At 64.3% G+C, this 15418-nt stretch carries 12 protein-coding genes; 11 read left to right on the plus strand and 1 reads right to left on the minus strand.

What is annotated here, in order from left to right; genetic code table 11:
- The first annotated feature begins 134 nt into the window (after window positions 1-134).
- The 4 genes from KIT02_RS08435 to KIT02_RS08450 all read left to right on the plus strand — a co-directional run bounded on the left by KIT02_RS08435 (window position 135) and on the right by KIT02_RS08450 (window position 5111).
- Window positions 135-1682: an ABC transporter ATP-binding protein gene (locus KIT02_RS08435; protein WP_297584914.1), complete on the plus strand. Its 1548-nt coding sequence runs from the start codon at window positions 135-137 to the stop codon at window positions 1680-1682.
- Window positions 1682-2752, plus strand: a complete 1071-nt coding sequence (locus KIT02_RS08440; protein WP_297585168.1) for an ABC transporter permease — start codon at window positions 1682-1684, stop codon at window positions 2750-2752. Before KIT02_RS08435 ends, KIT02_RS08440 begins: the two co-directional genes overlap by 1 nt.
- Window positions 2753-2755: 3 nt before the next feature.
- Window positions 2756-3703, plus strand: a complete 948-nt coding sequence (locus tag KIT02_RS08445) for an ABC transporter permease (protein WP_297584917.1) — start codon at window positions 2756-2758, stop codon at window positions 3701-3703.
- 118 nt (window positions 3704-3821) lie between these two features.
- Window positions 3822-5111 (plus strand): amidohydrolase family protein, encoded by a 1290-nt coding sequence (locus tag KIT02_RS08450; RefSeq protein ID WP_297584919.1) that lies wholly within the window; start codon window positions 3822-3824, stop codon window positions 5109-5111.
- On the opposite strand, the gene putA is transcribed toward KIT02_RS08450, so the two are convergent.
- The gene (gene putA, locus KIT02_RS08455; protein WP_297584922.1) at window positions 5099-8437 is read right to left on the minus strand and encodes a bifunctional proline dehydrogenase/L-glutamate gamma-semialdehyde dehydrogenase PutA; all 3339 of its coding nucleotides are present in this window, start codon (window positions 8435-8437) and stop codon (window positions 5099-5101) included. The genes KIT02_RS08450 and putA overlap by 13 nt on opposite strands.
- Window positions 8438-8588: 151 nt before the next feature.
- Between putA and KIT02_RS08460 the strand changes: the two genes are divergently transcribed.
- The 7 genes from KIT02_RS08460 (at window position 8589) to KIT02_RS08490 (ending at window position 15417) form a co-directional block, all read left to right on the plus strand.
- Window positions 8589-9023: an Lrp/AsnC ligand binding domain-containing protein gene (locus KIT02_RS08460; RefSeq protein ID WP_297584925.1), complete on the plus strand. Its 435-nt coding sequence runs from the start codon at window positions 8589-8591 to the stop codon at window positions 9021-9023.
- 28 nt (window positions 9024-9051) lie between these two features.
- Complete coding sequence (locus KIT02_RS08465; RefSeq protein ID WP_297584928.1) at window positions 9052-9555, plus strand: GAF domain-containing protein; 504 nt, start codon at window positions 9052-9054, stop codon at window positions 9553-9555.
- A gap of 169 nt (window positions 9556-9724) precedes the next feature.
- On the plus strand, window positions 9725-10654 hold the full coding sequence (locus KIT02_RS08470; protein WP_297584930.1) for an ABC transporter permease: 930 nt from the start codon (window positions 9725-9727) through the stop codon (window positions 10652-10654).
- Complete coding sequence (locus tag KIT02_RS08475) at window positions 10651-11823, plus strand: ABC transporter permease (protein ID WP_297584933.1); 1173 nt, start codon at window positions 10651-10653, stop codon at window positions 11821-11823. The genes KIT02_RS08470 and KIT02_RS08475 overlap by 4 nt, the downstream gene beginning before the upstream one ends.
- Window positions 11820-12824, plus strand: a complete 1005-nt coding sequence (locus tag KIT02_RS08480) for an ABC transporter ATP-binding protein (protein WP_297584936.1) — start codon at window positions 11820-11822, stop codon at window positions 12822-12824. Before KIT02_RS08475 ends, KIT02_RS08480 begins: the two co-directional genes overlap by 4 nt.
- Window positions 12821-13822, plus strand: a complete 1002-nt coding sequence (locus KIT02_RS08485; RefSeq protein ID WP_297584938.1) for an oligopeptide/dipeptide ABC transporter ATP-binding protein — start codon at window positions 12821-12823, stop codon at window positions 13820-13822. The genes KIT02_RS08480 and KIT02_RS08485 overlap by 4 nt, the downstream gene beginning before the upstream one ends.
- Window positions 13823-13836: 14 nt before the next feature.
- Window positions 13837-15417, plus strand: a complete 1581-nt coding sequence (locus tag KIT02_RS08490) for a peptide ABC transporter substrate-binding protein (protein ID WP_297584941.1) — start codon at window positions 13837-13839, stop codon at window positions 15415-15417.
- Window position 15418: the final 1 nt, after the last annotated feature.

A 15418-nucleotide genomic window follows, 5' to 3' on the forward strand; every position in this document is an offset into this window, starting at 1 on the left:
TCCCAGCCTCCCCCTGAAACAGGGGGAGGAGCTGCTTTCGCGCCTGCCGAAGCCATCGAGCATCCCCGATCCGGTCCCTCCCCCTTCTCCAGGGGGAGGTTAGGTGGGGGTCTTCCCCCAGAGTTAGCACCCCAATGACACCGCCCATCCCCCTGCTCTCCCTGGAAAACATCACCAAGCGTTTCGGCGCCCTCACCGCCAACGACGCCATTTCGCTTGACCTGCACCGGGGCGAAATCCTGGCCCTGCTCGGCGAGAATGGCGCCGGCAAGACCACGTTGATGAACATTCTCTTCGGTCACTACGTCCAGGACGAAGGCAGCGTCCGCGTCGCCTTCGCTGATGGCGCCATGGCCACGCTGCCGCCCGGCTCGCCCGGGGCAGCACTGGCAGCGGGCATCGGCATGGTCCATCAGCATTTCACGCTGGCCGAAAATCTCTCCGGCCTCGACAATATCCGTCTCGGCACCGAACCCCTGCTCGCACTGGGCAACCGGTCACGGGCCCGAGCGAGGATCGAACACCTCATTGCCGAAAGTGGTCTCGACGTCGATCTCGATCGCCGCGTCGCCGCACTCACCGTCGGCGAAAAACAGCGCGTGGAAATCCTCAAGGCGCTCTATCGCGACGCCCGCGTCCTCATCCTCGACGAACCCACCGCCGTGCTCACCCCGCAGGAGGCCGATGGTCTGTTTGTGGTTTTGCGGCGCCTCGCCGCCAATGGCATGGGCATCATCTTCATCTCTCACAAGCTCGGCGAGGTGTTGGCCGTGTCCCACCGGATTCTCGTGCTGCGCCACGGCAAAAAGGCCGGCGAGCTCGAAACCGCCGAAGCCGATCGGCGCGCCATTGCCGGGCTCATGGTCGGCAAGGCCGTGGCCGAATTGGAACATCATCCCGGAACGCCGGGCGAAACAGTTCTTGAAATGACCGGCATCAGCATGGGCCGCAACGGCCAGTCGCAGGCCCTCCACCATGTCGATCTCACCCTCCGCGCCGGCGAAGTGGTCGGGCTGGCCGGCGTCTCGGGCAATGGCCAGGCCGCCATCGCCGCGCTGATCTCGGGGCTCGCAGTTCCGGACAGCGGCAATCTGCGCATTCTTGGGCAGGTCATTTCTACCCCTGATCCGCGAAAGCTTGTGTCCATGGGCGTCGCCCGCATGCCGGAGGATCGTCAGCATGATGGTGTCGTCGGCACCATGAGCGTGGCCGACAATATCGCCATCGAGGACGTCCGGGGCGCGGGGCTCTCCCGTTTCGGCCTTCTCGATAACACGGCCATGCGCGCCCGGGCCGAAACCGCCATTGCGGCCTATGACATCCGCTGCCCCGGCCCCGATGCCGAAGCGCGCCTGCTTTCGGGCGGCAATATCCAGAAGCTGATCCTGGCGCGCGTGCTCGAGCGCGAACCGCGCATCATCCTCGCCAATCAGCCGACGCGCGGGCTCGATATCGGTGCCCAGACGGAGGTCCACCGCCGCATCATCGCCGCCCGCGACCGGGGTGCCGCGGTCCTCGTCATTTCCGAAGACCTCGACGAACTTTTCGCCCTCGCCGACCGGATGGTGGTCATTCATGCCGGCCGTCTCGTCGAGGCCGGCCCCGCCGACGGGCTCGATCGCAATACGGTCGGGCTGCTGATGGCCGGACAATCCGAGGGCATGGAGGCCCGCGCCTCATGATGGTCCGCCTCGTGCCCCGCGCCGATGCCTCCATGGGCCTGCGCCTCGCCGTTTCGCTCGCCGCTGCTGTCATGGCGCTGGTCCTCGTCGCCATTCCTGTCCTGGCGGCCGGGCGCAATCCGCTCGAGGCCTATGGCTTGATGATACAGGGGGCATTCGGCTCCATGTTCGCCTTTTCCGAAACCCTCAACCGCGCCACGCCCCTGATCCTGACCGGCCTCGCCGCGGCCGTCGCCTTCCGGGCCCGCTTGTGGAACATCGGGGCAGAGGGACAGCTCTATATGGGCGCCCTCGCAGCGGTGCTCGTCGGCTCCGGCTTCCTGCAACTGCCAGGTCTCCTGATGATTCCCGCGATCATGATCGCCGGTTTTGTCGCCGGCGGCCTGATGATGGTGGTGCCGACCATCCTCAAGCAGCGGTTCGGCGCCGACGAGGTGGTCATTACCCTGCTCCTCAACTTCGTCGTCATCCTCTTCGTGCAGATGCTGATCGAAGGCCCCCTCAAGGATCCGCTGGCCATGGGCTGGCCGCAATCGGTGCCGCTCGTGGCCGAGGCGAAATTCGACAAGCTCATTCCACGCCTGCGCATGCATTGGGGCCTGATCATCGGCCTTGCCGCAGCCCTCCTGCTCTGGCTCATGGTGCGCAGGACCGTGCTCGGTTTCGAAATCAAGGCCGTGGGCGAGAACAAGGCGGCCGCCCGATTTGCCGGCATTCCCGTCGGCGCCACCATGCTCAAGGTGGCCCTGATTTCCGGCGGCCTGGCAGGCCTCGCCGGTGTCAGCGAAGTCGCGGGGGTCAAGGGGTATCTCTCGGGCGATCTTTCACCCGGCTTCGGCTATTCGGGGATCGTCGTCGCCATGCTGGCGGGCCTCTCGCCCATTGGCAGCGTCCTGGCCGCCGTATTCATCGCCGCCGTCTTTGTCGGCGCCGACTCCATGAGCCGGGCCACCGGCATCTCAAACTACCTTGCCGACCTCGTGGTAGCGCTGAGCCTGCTCTGCGTGCTCGTGGGCACATTCTTCCTGCGGTTCCAGCTGGTCCGCACCAACCGGCCTGCGGAGGCCTGAGCCATGGATGTCCTTTTCGAGATCCTGGGCTCGGCCAATTTCTGGGCCGCCGCCATCCGCATCGCCACGCCGCTGATTTTCGGCGTTCTGGGCGCTCTCATCTGCGAACGGGCCGGCGTGCTCAATCTGGGGATCGAAGGCATTTTCGTGGCCGGGGCCATGGCCGGCTGGCTGGCCGTCTATCTTGGTGCCGGTCTCTGGGGCGGGGTACTGGTGGCGGCCCTGGCCGGGGCCGTTTTCGGATCACTGCACGCCCTGCTCACGGTCATTCTCGGCCTGTCGCAGCACGTCTCCGGCATCGGCATCACGCTCCTGGCCACCAGCCTCAGCTACTTCACCTACCGCACCGCATTGCCCAGTGTTACCTCGCCGCCGCGCATCACCCCGTTCCAGCCGGTATCCATACCGGGCCTGTCGGACCTGCCGTTTTTCGGTCCCGCGCTGTTCCAGCAGACGGGCCTCACCTGGCTCGCCATCGCGCTCGTCGCCCTCGTGGCTTTGGTGCTCTACCGGACGCCGCTGGGCCTCGCCATCCGGGCGGTGGGCGACAATCCCGCTTCGGTCGAGGCGCAGGGTCTATCGGTCGTCGGCCTACGGGTCGGGGCGGTGATTGCCGGATCGGCGCTGATGGCGCTGGGCGGCGCTTTCCTCACCATGTCAGCCTTCGATGCCTTCTTCTTCGGCATGGTCAATGGCCGGGGCTGGATCTGCATCGCGCTTGTCGTCTTTGCCTCCTGGCAGCCCGGCAAGGCCCTGCTCGGCGCCCTGCTCTTTGGCGCCTTCGATGCCTTCCAGATCCGCCTGCAGGCCGAAATCGGCCAGGTCGTACCCGGCCAGGTCTTCCTGATGATGCCCTATCTCCTGTCCATCCTTGCGCTGGTGCTCGTCGCCCGCAAGGCAGACTACCCGCGCGCCCTGCTGCAACCCTGGACACGGGGACAGCGGCATTAGGAACTGACCGCATTCCACCGAGTCATTCCCGCGAAAGCGGGAACCCCTGTTGCGAAAAACAAAGGTCCCCGCTTTCGCGGGGATGACACCGCTAAAGTTGAAACGCCAGAGGCACGACATGTTCGACCTGAAAATCATCAACGCCACCCTGCCCGATGGCCGCACCGGTCTCGACATCGGCATAAGGGCCGGCCGCATAACCGCGCTCGAAACCAATCTCGGCGGCGACGCAGGCGAGACGATCAATGCAGCCGGTCAATTGGTGTCGCCCCCCTTCGTCGATTGCCACTTTCATATGGACGCGACCCTCTCGCTCGGCCTGCCGCGGATCAACGAGAGCGGGTTGCTGCTCGAAGGCATCCGTATCTGGGGGGAACTCAAGCCGCTCCTGACCCACGAGGCAGTGATCGAGCGGGCCATGGCCTATTGTGACCTGGCGGTAAGCCAGGGCCTCCTCGCCATCCGCACCCATGTCGACATCTGCGATGAAAGACTGCTCGGCGTCGAAGCGCTGCTGGAGGTAAAAAAGCGCGTCGCACCCTATATCGACCTGCAACTGGTCGCCTTTCCGCAGGATGGCTATTTCCGCTATCCCGGCGCTGTGGACCTCCTCAACCGCGCCCTCGACCTGGGCGTCGATGTCGTCGGCGGCATCCCGCATTTCGAGCGCACCATGAGCGATGGCGCCGCCAGCGTGAAAGCCCTGTGCGAAATCGCGGCCGAGCGCGGCCTGCTCGTCGATCTCCACTGCGACGAGACCGACGACCCGATGAGCCGTCACATCGAGACGCTGGCCTATGAAACGCAACGCCTGGGCCTCAACGGTCGCGTCAACGGTTCGCACCTCACATCCATGCACTCCATGGACAATTACTATGTCTCAAAACTGCTGCCGCTGATCGCCGAGGCCGAAGTCAGCGCCACCGCCAATCCCCTGATCAATATCGGTATCCAGGGGCGCCACGACACCTATCCCAAGCGGCGCGGCATGACCCGTATTCCGGAAATGCTGACTTATGGCATCACCTGCGCCTTCGGCCATGACTGCGTGATGGACCCCTGGTATTCGCTCGGCAGCGGCGACATGCTTGAGGTCGCATCCATGGGCTTGCACGTGGCACAGATGACCGGCCGCGCCGCCATGCGGCAATGCTTCGACGCGGTCACCACCGGCCCGGCAAAAATCATGCATCTCGATGGTTATGGGATCGCAGTTGGCAACAAGGCCGACATGGTCGTGTTGCAGGCCGCCGACCCCATCGAGGCCATCCGGCTCCGGGCAACGCGCCTCAAGGTCATCAAGTCGGGCAAGGTCATCGCCAATAGTGCGCCGCGCCGCACCAGCCTGTCGCTTGCCGGCCGCCCCGAAGAGCTCGACCCCAGCGCCATGCGCTCTCAGTTCACCTGACCATTGAGCAGGCTGGTATTGCCGCCCGCCGCGGTCGTGTCCACGCACACATGCCGCTCGATCCACAGCCGGTCAATCTGATCGGCGCCGGTGATGAGCGGCAGTATCGGCCCGGCGCGCCGGGCCATGGCCACCCGCGCACGGCGCAACGCGGCCTCGCCGCCAAACAGCGCCACCGCATCAAACCCCTGCCCTTCGGCCAGGTCGGCAGCCTCGAAATTGCCGTCCACCGCCTTGCAACCGGCATCGCGCGCCATCGCATGTTGCGCCGCCCGACCCGCAGCGCTGGGTCCAAGGCACAGCAGCGTGCCGCGCGGTTCGAGCCGCAGCACATTGCTCTCCCCGGTGACCCCGGGCAAAACCCGCTCATCCACCCGCTGGGCCACCCCGCCAGCGGTAAAGCGCGGCAGGTAGTTGGGGCCACCGGCTTTCGGCCCCGTGCCTGAAAGCCCTTCACCACCAAAGGGCTGTGAGCCCACCACCGCCCCGATCTGGTTGCGGTTCACATAGATATTGCCCGCCCTTGCCGCATCGGCCAACCGCTCGGCCCGCGATTCGATGCGGGTGTGAAGGCCAAAGGTCAGCCCATAGCCGGTCGCATTGATGGCAGCGACCACCCGATCCAGCTCCGCCGCGCGATATGTCGCCACATGCAGGATAGGCCCGAAAACTTCCTCGGGCACGTCCTCGATCCCGCTGACCCCGAACAGCGTCGGGCCAGTGAAATGCCCACCGTCCGGAACCGGCAGCTGGTGGATGATCGCTCCGCTCCGCCGCGCGACATAGTCTGCGATCCGCTCCCGTGCCGGCCCGTCGATGATCGGACCGATATCGGTAGCAAAAGACCATGGATCGCCAAGGCGCAGCTGATCCATGGCGCCCTTCAGCATCTCGATAATGGCGGGGGCCACCTCGGCCTGGAGATAGAGCACCCGCAGCGCCGAGCAGCGCTGTCCGGCCGATTGAAACGCCGAGGCCACGACATCGCGCACCACCTGCTCCGGCAGGGCGGTGGAATCGACAATCATGGCGTTGATGCCGCCGGTTTCCGCGATCAGCGGCGCCCGGGGGTCAAGATGGCTGGCCATGGCGGCATTGATGGCGCGGGCGGTCGCGGTCGATCCGGTGAAGGCCACCCCGGCGACGCCAGGCGCGGACACCAGCGCCGCTCCCACCTCTCCGCCACCAGGCAGCAGCTGCAGCGCGTCCGCCGGCACCCCGGCCGCATGCAGCAATTGCACCGCCCGGAAGGCAATCAGCGGCGTCTGCGGCGCGGGCTTGGCCAAAACCGGATTGCCCGCCATCAGCGCCGCCGCGACCTGTCCGGTAAAGATGGCGAGGGGAAAATTCCATGGCGCGATGCAGGTGAAGGGACCGCGCGCCGGGCTTTGCAGGTTCGCGCCTTCCTGGGCGTAGTAGCGCAGGAAATCCACCGCCTCACGCATCTCGGCAATGCCATCCGGCAGGGTTTTTCCCGCTTCCCGCGCCAGCAACGCCAGAAGCTCGCCGCGTTGGGCCTCGAATGCATCGGCAGCCTTGTTGAGTATTTCGGCCCGGACGGCCGGGGCAACGGCGGTCCAGCGGCTTGTCGCAGCAATGCCCACCGCTTTCGCGACGCTTGCAGCATCGGCCGCAACCACGCGGCCGACAACATCGCCCGGATCGGCCGGATTGATCACATCCGATGACTGTCCCACTCCGTGTTCGCCCCCGACCAATGGGCACGCGGACCACTGGCTGTGACGGAAAATGAGCCGTTCACCGTCGAGTTCGGCCAGCGCCCCGCGATCGGCCAGATCGACACCCGCCGAATTGCGCCTGCCGGGAAAGATATCGGCGGGCCGCGGCAAGGCTTCGGCCAATTGCAGCGCCGTCTCCACCGGGTCGCGCGCCACGTCGGCCGCCGGGATCCGCCGGTCGGCAATCTGGTGCACGAATGAGCCATTGGCGCCGTTCTCGAGCAGGCGGCGCACCAGATAGGCCAATAGATCGCGATGCGCTCCGACCGGCGCATAGATGCGGGTCTGCGTGCCCCATTGCTTCCGCATCAGGGCGTGCAATTGCTGGCCCATGCCGTGGAGACGCTGGAATTCGTACTCCGTAACACCGCGCCCCGCGCGCTTTGCCAGTTCGTGGACCGCGACGGCGCTGTGGGCATTGTGCGTTGCAAATTGCGGGTAAAATCGGGGACAGGCCAACAGGCGCCGCACCGCCGCGAGGTAGCTCACATCGGTCGCGGCCTTCTGCGTAAAGACCGGGTAGTCGTCCAGCCCCAGAACCTGCGCCCGCTTGATCTCGCTGTCCCAATAGGCGCCCTTGACCAGCCGCACCATGATCGTCCGGTCCAGCCTTGCCGACAGGGACTCGAGCCAGTCGATGAGCGGCATGATGCGCTTGCCATAGGCCTGCACCACGACACCAAATCCGTCCCAGCCGGCGAGGTCCGGCGAGGCCAGGACGGCCTCGATCACATCCAGCGAAAGTTCAAGCCTGTCGGCCTCCTCGGCATCGATGTTGAAGCCCATATTGGCGCGGGCGGCCGCGCGGGCCAATTCAAGCAGAAGCGGAACCAGCTCAGCCAGTACGCGATCTCGCTGGCTCTCTTCGTAGCGCGGATGCAAGGCGCTGAGCTTGACCGAAATGCCGGGATTGTCGCGCACCGCCGGGCCGGTGCAATGCGGCGTCAGCGCTGCGATGGCATCGGCATAAGCCCTGGCATAGCGTTCGGCATCGGTCTGGGTGCGGGCCGCCTCACCCAGCATGTCATAGGAAAACCGGTCGCCATGTGCGCGCTGTTTCTGCCCGGCGGAAACGGCCTCGGCAATGGTCCGGCCAAAGACGAACTGGCCCGCCACCTGGCCAATCCCCTGCTCTGCTGCAAAGCGAACAACCGGCGCCGCCAGTGCCGAGATCGCATTGCGCGCATCCCCCGGCTCGCCCAGCGCTGCTGCCGCGAGGTGGAGCGACCCGTCGGACAGCCGGGTGAACAGCGAACCCGTGTCCGAGGATGTCCAATCGGCGGCGCTGAGGCGATCCTGGATGAGCGCTTCGCCCGTCCGCGGGTCGGGCACGCGCAGCATGGCCTCTGCAAGGGTCATCAGGGCCCGTCCCTCGGCCTTGTCGAGCCCATAGGCAGCGAGCAGGTCTTCCATCAGCCCCGCAGACCCCGCCGCACGTACCGCCTCGACCATGGCAGAGGCCGAAGCCGTTATGGCCTTCCGCTCACCTCGGCTAAGGCCGGTCTGATCGGCCAATGCCCGAACCAGGCTCGGTTCATCGGCATCGATCATTGCCCGCATCTGGCGACGGCTAGCTTCGAGAACCATGGCATCCCTCCCGATGGAGAAGCCATTCTACCGCGTTGCCGATAGGCCTTTTTCCTTATCTGTGCTAAGTTGAGAGGCGAAAGATATTCCAGTTTCGAAATTTGAAGGCGAAACATCTATCATCCCGCATCCTGACGATACAATCGACCAGATGGACCGCCGCATCCTCGCCGAACTGGCGCGCAATGGCCGCATCAGCGTCGCTGAACTCAGCCGCAGGGTGCATCTGTCGAAAACGCCCTGCCAGGCCCGCATCAAGCGCCTTGAACAGGCCGGCTACATCCTGGGCTACCGGGCGGTCATCGATCCCAATCGCCTGGGCCTGCCCCATATCGCCTTTGTCGAAGTGCGCCTCAGCGATACCCGCAAGGCGGCTTTGGAAGCCTTCAACGCGGCCGTGCGCGCCCTGCCCGAGGTCGAGCAGGCGCACATGATCGCCTCGAGCTTTGATTACCTGCTCAAGGTCCGTACCAAGGATATCGCCGCCTATCGCGAAGTGCTGGGCGAAAAAATCTCCGCCCTGCCCCATGTGTCGCACACCTCAACCCATGTCTCGATGGAAGCGGTGAAAGACGATACCGAATAGGCTCAGGTGAGTCGGAAAGGGCAGGATCATGGATGATGTTTCTTTGGAGGCCATGGCCCGCTTCGAGGAGGTCCTGGCACGGCACGGCGACCCGCTGGAGACCGGAGGCGCCCTGCACGCTCTCGCCGAAGCCTTGATCGGCGCGCGCCTCTTTACCCTCACTGCCATCGACATGCCCAACATGCAGGTGCGGCGCGTCTATTCGAGCCATCCCGACATCTATCCCGTCATGGGCACCAAGCCGCTGGTGATCGACGCCTGGTTTGAAGCCATGCGCACCGAGCGGCGGATCACGGCCATCAATACCGCTGCAGAGATGGAGGGAGAATTTCCCGATCTCGCGACCATTCGCGGCCTGGGCTGCAATGCCTCGATCAGCGTGCCAATCATGGTCGGCAACCAGTTGATCGGCACCATCAACGCGCTCGATGCCGAGGGCAGATATGACGACGCGGCCATGGCCCGCGCCGCCCTGCTGACCATTCCCGCCAGCGCCGTCTTCCTCATTCTCAACCGGCACTTTTCGGTCTGACCGCCGATTTTCAGTTTTGGGCCATTTTTCTGAAAAATCGCCTGTTGAAACAAAAAATTTCCAAGATCACCTTGTGTATCGGCGGGCGGGGTGATGCAATGTCACCAAGAAACAAGTTTCCAGGCACGATCGTGTCCCGACCCGCCCAGCGTCAAAAGGCACAATTGCGATGATGTACTATCTTGCCCAGCGCCTGGGCATGATGGCGCTGACGCTGTTCGCAATCATCACACTGACCTTCTTCCTCATGCACGCCGTGCCGGGCGGGCCCTTTGTGTCCGAACGAATGCTGGCGCCCGAAATCGCGGCGGCGCTCAATGCCAAATACGGGCTCGACCTGCCCATCTGGCAGCAATATCTCAACTATCTCGGCCGCATCCTCACCTTCGACCTCGGCCCATCGTTCAAATATCCCGGCGTGTCGATCAATTCGATGATCGCAGCCGGCCTTCCGGTGACGCTACAGACCGGGCTTCTGGCCGTCATCTGCGTCGTCGCCCTTGGCGTGCCCCTGGGCATCATCGCCGCGCTCAACCGCAATCGCTGGCCCGATACGACGGTCATGGCTATCGCCACCCTGGGCGTCGCCATCCCGTCCTATGTCATCGCCACCATTGCCCTTTACGTGTTCGCGCTCAGATTGGGCTGGGTGCCCACTTTCGGGCTCGACAATTGGCGCGGCTATATCCTGCCCGTCTTTGCCCTGTCCGGGTTCTGGATATCATTTGTATCGCGCCTGACGCGCTCATCGCTGCTTGAAACCCTCGATCAGGACTACATGACCACGGCCCGCGCCAAAGGCCTGCGGCGCGGCCAGGTGCTGATCAAGCACGGCCTGCGCAATTCCCTGTTGCCGGTGGTGACCGTGCTTGGCCCCGTGGTTGCCAATCTGGTCACCGGGTCCTTTGTCATCGAGCAGATATTCGCCCTGCCTGGCATCGGGCGGCAATTCGTGCTCTCGATCACCAATCGGGACTATACCGCCATCATGGGCATCACCATTTTCTATGCCGCCATCCTCATGGTGATGATCCTCATCGTCGACCTTCTCTATGTGTGGCTCGATCCGCGCATCAAACTCACCAAGGTGGCGGCATGAGCGATATTGCGCCGCAGATGTGGGAAAAGGTGCCGGCCGGCGGCGCCGAAGCCGCGCCACCGCCGCCCGCGCCGACCTATGGGCAGGAAGCCCGCCGCCGTCTCTGGGCCAACAAGCCCGCGGTGTTCAGCATCGCCTTCATCATCGCCTTGGTCATTGCCGCTTTTTTCGGGCCCCTGCTCAGCCCGCACACCTATTTCACCCAGAGCCTGCAACTGGCCAATATTCCGCCGGCCTTCGAGACCTATGAGGTAGCCGACAGCACGGGCAAGACCACGCGCTTCTTCCTCAATGCCTCCAACTTCAACCTCTACGAGGTCGATGCGGACGGAAACGTCCTCGGGCTGATCCGTGGCGGCCGCAAGGACATGATCAAGAAGGCCCAGCCCTTCGAATTCGGCGACGTGGCCGTGACGCTCGATTACTCCAGTCGCCCGGCCCGCCTGCTGCGCGAAGATGGCAGCGAGATCACCACCAGCGGCTGGAGCTGGAACCGAACCTATCTGTTCGGCACCGATCAGCTCGGCCGCGATATTCTCGTGCGCCAGCTCTACGGCGCCCAGATTTCTTTAACGGTGGCCTTCGTCGCCACGCTGGTGAACTTTTTCATCGGCGTCTTCTATGGCGGCATTGCCGGCTATCTCGGCGGCAAGGTCGATGCGGTGATGATGCGCATCGTCGAGATCATCTCAACCATTCCCCTGACGCTTTATGTCGTCCTGCTCATGGTCGTTTTCGACAATGGCCTCATCTCCATCATCGTCGCCATTGGCTCGGTCTTCTGGGTGGATATGGCCCGCATCGTGCGCGGGCAGATCCTGTCGCTGAAGAGCCAGGACTATGTCTCGGCGGCACGCACCATGGGCGCCTCGCCCGCCCGCATCCTGACGCGCCATCTCCTGCCCAATGCCATCGGCCCCATCATCGTCACCCTGACCATGCTAATCCCCTCGGCCATCTTCATCGAGAGTTTCATGAGCTTCATTGGCCTGGGCGTCACGCCGCCGCTGGCCTCCTGGGGCACCCTGACCTCCGAAGCCGTCGAAACGCTGCGCGCCTATCCGCATCAGCTGTTCTTTCCGGCCGCCGCCATCTCGCTCACCATGTTCGCCTTCAATTTCCTCGGCGATGGCCTGCGCGATGCGCTCGATCCGAGGCTCAGCGCATGACCCAGCCCATTCTCTCCGTTCGCGACCTGACTACTTCCTTTTTCACCCGGCGCGGTGAGGTCCAGGCCGTGCGCGGCGTCAGCTTCGATGTCCGGCCCGGCGAAATTCTCGGCCTGGTCGGCGAAAGCGGATCGGGCAAATCGATCACCTGCATGTCGGTGCTGCGCCTGCTCAAGGCCGGCGGCCGCATCAAATCGGGCAGTGCCCGCTTCGACGGGCAGGACCTTCTTGCGCTCGATGAAAATGCCCTGTCCGATCTGCGCGGCAATCGCATCGGGGTCATCTTCCAGGATCCCATGACCTCGCTCAATCCGACGCTGAGTGTGGGCGAGCAGGTCATGGAATCCATCCTGCGCCACCGCCGCGCCAGCCGCGCCGAAGCGCGCGCCCGCGCCATCGAACTGTTCGAGCTGGTGCGCATTCCCTCCGCCGCCTCACGGCTGAAATCCTTTCCGCACGAGTTTTCCGGCGGCATGCGCCAGCGCGTGATGATCGCCATGGCCCTGGCCTGCGATCCGCAACTGCTCATCGCCGATGAGCCCACCACCGCGCTCGACGTCACCATCCAGCGCCAGATCCTGAGCCTGCTCAAGGACCTGCAGAAGCGGCTGGGCATGGCCGTCATTCTCATCACCCACGACCTGGGTGTGATCGCCGAAACCGCCGATCGGGTGCTGGTGCTCTATGGCGGCATGGTGATGGAAACGGCCCCGGTGCGCAGCCTGTTCGCCCGCCCGGCCCATCCCTATACCACCGGCCTCCTCGAAGCCGTGCCCGACCTGCGCGACGACACCCATCGCCGCCTGACGCCCATTCCCGGCAGCCCGCCAAACATGCTGGCGCCACCACAAGGCTGCCCCTTCGCGCCGCGCTGCCCCCATGCCATGGCACAATGCCTCGCCGCCCTGCCGCCGCTGTTCGGAAACGATCACCAGTCCCGCTGCTGGCTGCAACACCCCGATGCTCCGAGAGTCCAAGGCATCAACGAGGTGGCGGCATGACCCAGCCCCTCCTGCAACTGCGCGGCCTGCACAAGCATTTCCGCCTCTCCGCGCCGCCCTTCACCCAAAGGCCGGTGCTGCGCGCCGTGGACGGCGTCGATCTCGACCTCCTCAAGGGCGAAACGCTCGGCCTTGTCGGTGAATCGGGTTGCGGCAAGTCGACCCTGGCGCGCACCGTCATCCGCCTCCACGAGCCGACCTCCGGCTCCATCCGCTTCGACGGCACCGATGTCTCCAATCTCCCCGAAGCGGGCCTTCGCGCCTTCCGCCGCCGGGTGCAGATGATTTTCCAGGATCCCTATGCTTCGCTCAATCCGCGCATGAGCGTGGGCGACCTGATCGCTGAACCACTCGAAATTGCTGGCATCGGCACGAGCCAGACCCGGGCCCGCAAGGTCGCCGACCTGCTGGATCGGGTCGGCCTGCCCGCCGATTCCGCCCAGCGCTTCGCCCACGAATTTTCCGGCGGCCAGCGCCAGCGCATCGGCATTGCCCGCGCCATTGCCCTCGAACCCGATCTCGTCATCTGTGACGAACCGATTTCGGCGCTCGACGTCTCCGTCCAGGCGCAGGTGGTCAATATGCTCGAGGATCTTCAGGCCGACCTGGGCCTGACCTTCCTCTTCATCACCCACGATCTTTCCATGGTCCGCCATATCTCCGATCGCATCGGCGTCATGTATCTGGGCCGCATCGTCGAACTGGCCACCAGCGCCGATCTCTACCATCGGCCGAGCCATCCCTATACCCGCGCCCTGCTCGCCTCCATTCCGGTACCCGACCCGGAGGCGGTGCGCACCAGCGAGCCCATGCGCGGCGAAATCCCAAGCCCCATCGACATTCCCACCGGCTGCCGCTTCCGCACCCGCTGTCCGATGGCAGCCGAAATCTGCGCCAGCACCGAACCGCCGCTGGCTGACATCAGCGGCGGACATCTGGCAGCCTGCCACTTCGCCGGCCCGCCGGCGCAGCATTCACCCGGGTCAAAAACCCAATAACAGGAGAGAACGTCATGAAGAGATTTGTCTTGCCACTGATGACGGCAGCGCTGCTGGCCTCGACGGCCACGGCCTTTGCCGCGGGCGAGTTGACCTATGTCGTCAACAACGAGAGCGCAAAATATGATCCCGGCACCACTGCCGAGACCTTTGCCGCGCCCATTATCGGCAACACCTTCGAAGGCCTCATCCGCTTCGATCCGGAAGGCGAGGTCATTCCGGCCCTGGCCGAAAGCTGGGAGATTTCCGAGGACGGCCTGACCTATACCTTCCACCTGCGCGATGCAAAATGGTCGGATGGCGAACCGGTCAAGGCAGCCGATTTCGTCTATGCCTGGACCCGCGTTCTCGATCCGGCCGCCGGGGCCATGAATTCGCAGATGCTGTTCCTCATCGAAGGTGCCGAAGAGGCCTATAATGGCGGCGACATGGCCGCTGTCGCCATTTCGGCCCCGGATGACAAGACGCTGACCTTCACCCTCAAGAGCCGCGTCCCCTATATGATGCAGCTTCTCAATTACCCGACCTTCTATCCGGTGCGCGAAGACGTCGTCTCGGCCGATCCGGAAGGCTGGACCCGCAATCCGGCGACCTTTATCGGCACCGGTCCCTTCCGCGTCACCGCCTTCAACCAGGGCGAGTCGGTGGTGTTCGAGAAGAACCCCAACTATTACGACGCCGATGCGGTCAGCCTCGACAAGCTGACCTTCCGTCTCATCCCCGATCCGGCGACGGCCCTTGCCGCCTTTGAGGCCGGTGATGTCGACGGCATCGAGGCCGTTCCCGCGCCGGAAATTCCACGCCTCTCGGTCGAGTCCGATGCCTTCATGGTGATCCCGGCATTGGGCACCACCTATGCCTTCTTCAATCCCAACCAGGCCCCGCTCGACAATCTTCATGTCCGCAAGGCGCTGTCGATGGCCATCGACCGCTCCGAGATCATCGAGTTCGTCCTGCAGTCTGCCGATACGCCGGCCCTTGGCCTCGTGCCTCCGGGCATGAGTCTGGGCGGCGAAGACTATACCGCCGGCCGTGATACATTTGGTCTCTCGGAAACGGCCGATGTCGAGGGCGCCCAGGCCGAGCTCGCCGAAGCCGGCTATCCCAATGGCGAAGGCTTCCCGGAAACGCTCTATGTCACCTATTCCTCCCCGCCGATCGAAAAGCTGCTGGAAGCCATCCAGCAGATGTGGAAGGAAAACCTCAATATCGACGTCAAGATCCAGGCCACCGAGTGGCAGGTCTATTATCCCGAAGTGCAGAAGATCGAGTACCAGGTCGCGCAGATGGGCTGGGGTGCCGACTATCCGCACCCCATGACCTTCCTCGACAACTTTGTCACCGGCAGCGCCAACAACCTCAACAACTGGTCCAACCCAGACTTTGACGCTGCCATCGCAGCGGCAAAGTCGGCCAGCGACGAGGCCGAATCCCGTGACGACATGCGACAGGCCGAGGCCATCCTGATGAATGACCACGTCATCCTGCCGCAGTACCATCGCTACAACTACATGATGATGAGCCCCGACGTGACCGGCTTCTGGCGCTCGACGCTCAACGTCCCCTATTTCCGCGACGCCAAGATCGCCGAATAGC

The organism is Devosia sp. (assembly GCF_025809055.1).
GTDB lineage: Bacteria > Pseudomonadota > Alphaproteobacteria > Rhizobiales > Devosiaceae > Devosia.

Coding starts and splice junctions, on each gene's coding strand:
- KIT02_RS08435 (WP_297584914.1), top strand. CDS start 135: ATGACACCGCCCATCCCCCTGCTCTCCCTGGAAAACATCACCAAGCGT.
- KIT02_RS08440 (WP_297585168.1), top strand. CDS start 1,682: ATGGTCCGCCTCGTGCCCCGCGCCGATGCCTCCATGGGCCTGCGCCTC.
- KIT02_RS08445 (WP_297584917.1), top strand. CDS start 2,756: ATGGATGTCCTTTTCGAGATCCTGGGCTCGGCCAATTTCTGGGCCGCC.
- KIT02_RS08450 (WP_297584919.1), top strand. CDS start 3,822: ATGTTCGACCTGAAAATCATCAACGCCACCCTGCCCGATGGCCGCACC.
- putA (WP_297584922.1), bottom strand. CDS start 8,437: ATGGTTCTCGAAGCTAGCCGTCGCCAGATGCGGGCAATGATCGATGCC.
- KIT02_RS08460 (WP_297584925.1), top strand. CDS start 8,589: ATGGACCGCCGCATCCTCGCCGAACTGGCGCGCAATGGCCGCATCAGC.
- KIT02_RS08465 (WP_297584928.1), top strand. CDS start 9,052: ATGGATGATGTTTCTTTGGAGGCCATGGCCCGCTTCGAGGAGGTCCTG.
- KIT02_RS08470 (WP_297584930.1), top strand. CDS start 9,725: ATGATGTACTATCTTGCCCAGCGCCTGGGCATGATGGCGCTGACGCTG.
- KIT02_RS08475 (WP_297584933.1), top strand. CDS start 10,651: ATGAGCGATATTGCGCCGCAGATGTGGGAAAAGGTGCCGGCCGGCGGC.
- KIT02_RS08480 (WP_297584936.1), top strand. CDS start 11,820: ATGACCCAGCCCATTCTCTCCGTTCGCGACCTGACTACTTCCTTTTTC.
- KIT02_RS08485 (WP_297584938.1), top strand. CDS start 12,821: ATGACCCAGCCCCTCCTGCAACTGCGCGGCCTGCACAAGCATTTCCGC.
- KIT02_RS08490 (WP_297584941.1), top strand. CDS start 13,837: ATGAAGAGATTTGTCTTGCCACTGATGACGGCAGCGCTGCTGGCCTCG.